The organism is Stutzerimonas stutzeri, assembly GCF_024448715.1.
In the GTDB taxonomy this organism is placed as follows: domain Bacteria; phylum Pseudomonadota; class Gammaproteobacteria; order Pseudomonadales; family Pseudomonadaceae; genus Stutzerimonas; species Stutzerimonas stutzeri_AR.
On record NZ_JAMOHZ010000021.1, the window covers coordinates 1 to 1,968 of the forward strand.

The following is a 1,968-nucleotide window of genomic DNA, read 5'->3' on the forward strand; positions in this document are numbered from 1 at the left end:
TAGCGAACGGTTTGAACCATTTGTTAGCTTATTACTCATTAATTTGGTCAATGCTTCGGAGCAGTAACCGACCAAGAGGACTGATTGAATAGCCATTGGCTTTTATCATGCCCGTCTTATCGTCAAATTCTGGTAGCTCACCTTTTTTTGCTCTCTTAAATCCTGGTCGTAATAATCCCAGGCTAGCAAGATGAGTCTTATGGGTTTGGTGGAGAACGTGTTTGTCTAAATCTTCTTGAGTAGACCCAAGGAAGGCGCCTGGTGGCTGCAATGAGTCTTGATGTATCTTAAAAAACTCTTCGGAGTCTGGTTCTCCGTGATGCAGCGTATAGGATTTCAATATTATTATTTCTAGGTCATTAAGTTGACCAAGTATAGATAGCAGCCGTTTATGCTCAATATATTCTAGGCGGTCATTCGTAAGGCTGTTTTTGAGAAGTGAGGCTATGTAGTCTTTTCTTTCTTCACTTAGGGCCCTGGCGGCTTGAAGAAATCCATCCTCGATCAGATCTACTGATTCGGGAGTAACGATTTTTTCTTCAACTTTTGATTTTTCGTCTTCGGCGATCTTCGATTCGAGAAGTTTTAGCAGGGATTCAATTCTATCAATTCTTTGGTTCGGTATTATTGCACCAACAATCTCTGCAGCCAATGGACCAACAAACGGAATCGCTCCGACTAAACCCTTACCTAAGATAGCTGCAATATCCGTATTTTTTGGCATGAATTCTCCGTGAAAAAGCTAACGTTTGGCTAAGGGGCGGGCTTTAGCCCGTCCCAGTGAGCGGAGCGAACGATTTGAGCCAGTTGTTAGGCCTGTCTGGCCCTTATTTCATTATTATGTGGGCCTAATTCTGTAGCTCTGTCAAATTCCTGAGATTTCTCTTGCCTCACGAATTGCATGTGCGAATTTTTGCCAGCGTTGTTCAGAAACTATATTTTTGGGAACGTTGAATTGTGCAATATTTACTATCCGTGGTAGCAGCAGCGAAGCTTCAGCCCGGTGGCCGTTTTTACACAACCCGCTGAAATATAAGACTGCTATAAACATAGCCGCTTCATCCTCATTCATCTGTCCATTCCAAGCTTGGTCGATTAGCTCCAAAAAGGCCAGTGAACCTGGGAATAATGGGTTTTCAGAACGGCGAGTTATTATTTGATACTCGTTGTTAAGCTTTAAGTCTACTTGGCCATTATATTTTTTTCGATTTTGGAATAACCCGAACATCTCTTTCTCCTTGGCTGCTCGCGTCTGGTTAAGGGTCGGCTTTAGCTTGTCCCCGTGAGCAAGGCAAATAATGCCAAATATTTAGCTGTATCAAAAAGTTATATTTTGACTGAAAGTGTATATCTTGACCCCTTCAGCAGATTGGATAAGAGCCCAGGGACGCCCTGCAACATAGTCAAGCACGAGTACGTTATTGCTTCTATTTGTCATGGCGCATTTTCCAGGTCGCATATATTTTTCAATTGCGTTCATGTCTTGCTTTTGGAATAAATTAATTAGGTGGTAAATGTCACCTTCTGCTGTACAAATTATTGCATGAGGATTTAGGGTTGCTTGCCTTGGCTCTTGACTGTGCGCGAGGGAAGAAAAGAAAATCAAGGCATATATCATTAATAACTTTCGCATTAAAATGCCCCCTGCTTTAAATCTATAAGAAATTAATGATTCTCGGTTAAGTGTGGAAGGTTTTATCTAGTCTCGTGGCAACCAGCCTTTATTATTTCTTGGAGGCTCTGGTAGATTTTTTTCCGCTAAGTGCTTTTGGATTATTGGTTCGAAATGTGGAGCCCAGCCATCCCAGTTTCCAGTCCAGCAGGTGTCGCACACGGTGATGCCATAAAGATTGATAACTCGTCCCTCGTATTGATGAGGGCCAAATTGAAATTTTTTACTACAAGTATCGCATTCCATCATGATTTTCTGATCTGTCATGGTCAACTCCGCAGTGTTGATGCCTAACG

The 1,968-nt window shown here is 42.1% G+C and carries 3 protein-coding genes; all 3 read right to left on the reverse strand.

Annotated elements, in window-relative coordinates:
* Positions 1 to 31: 31 nt before the first annotated feature.
* Positions 32 to 724 carry a hypothetical protein gene (locus tag NAV33_RS21350; RefSeq protein WP_255983760.1) on the reverse strand — a complete coding sequence of 231 codons (693 nt, stop codon included), beginning with the start codon at positions 722 to 724 and terminating at the stop codon, positions 32 to 34.
* A 141-nt stretch (positions 725 to 865) separates the two neighbouring features.
* Positions 866 to 1,228, reverse strand: coding sequence for a hypothetical protein (locus tag NAV33_RS21355; RefSeq protein ID WP_255983761.1), 363 nt, complete (start codon positions 1,226 to 1,228; stop codon positions 866 to 868).
* A gap of 471 nt (positions 1,229 to 1,699) precedes the next feature.
* On the reverse strand, positions 1,700 to 1,968 hold a 269-nt coding region (locus NAV33_RS21360), incomplete at its 5' end, for a hypothetical protein (protein WP_255983762.1).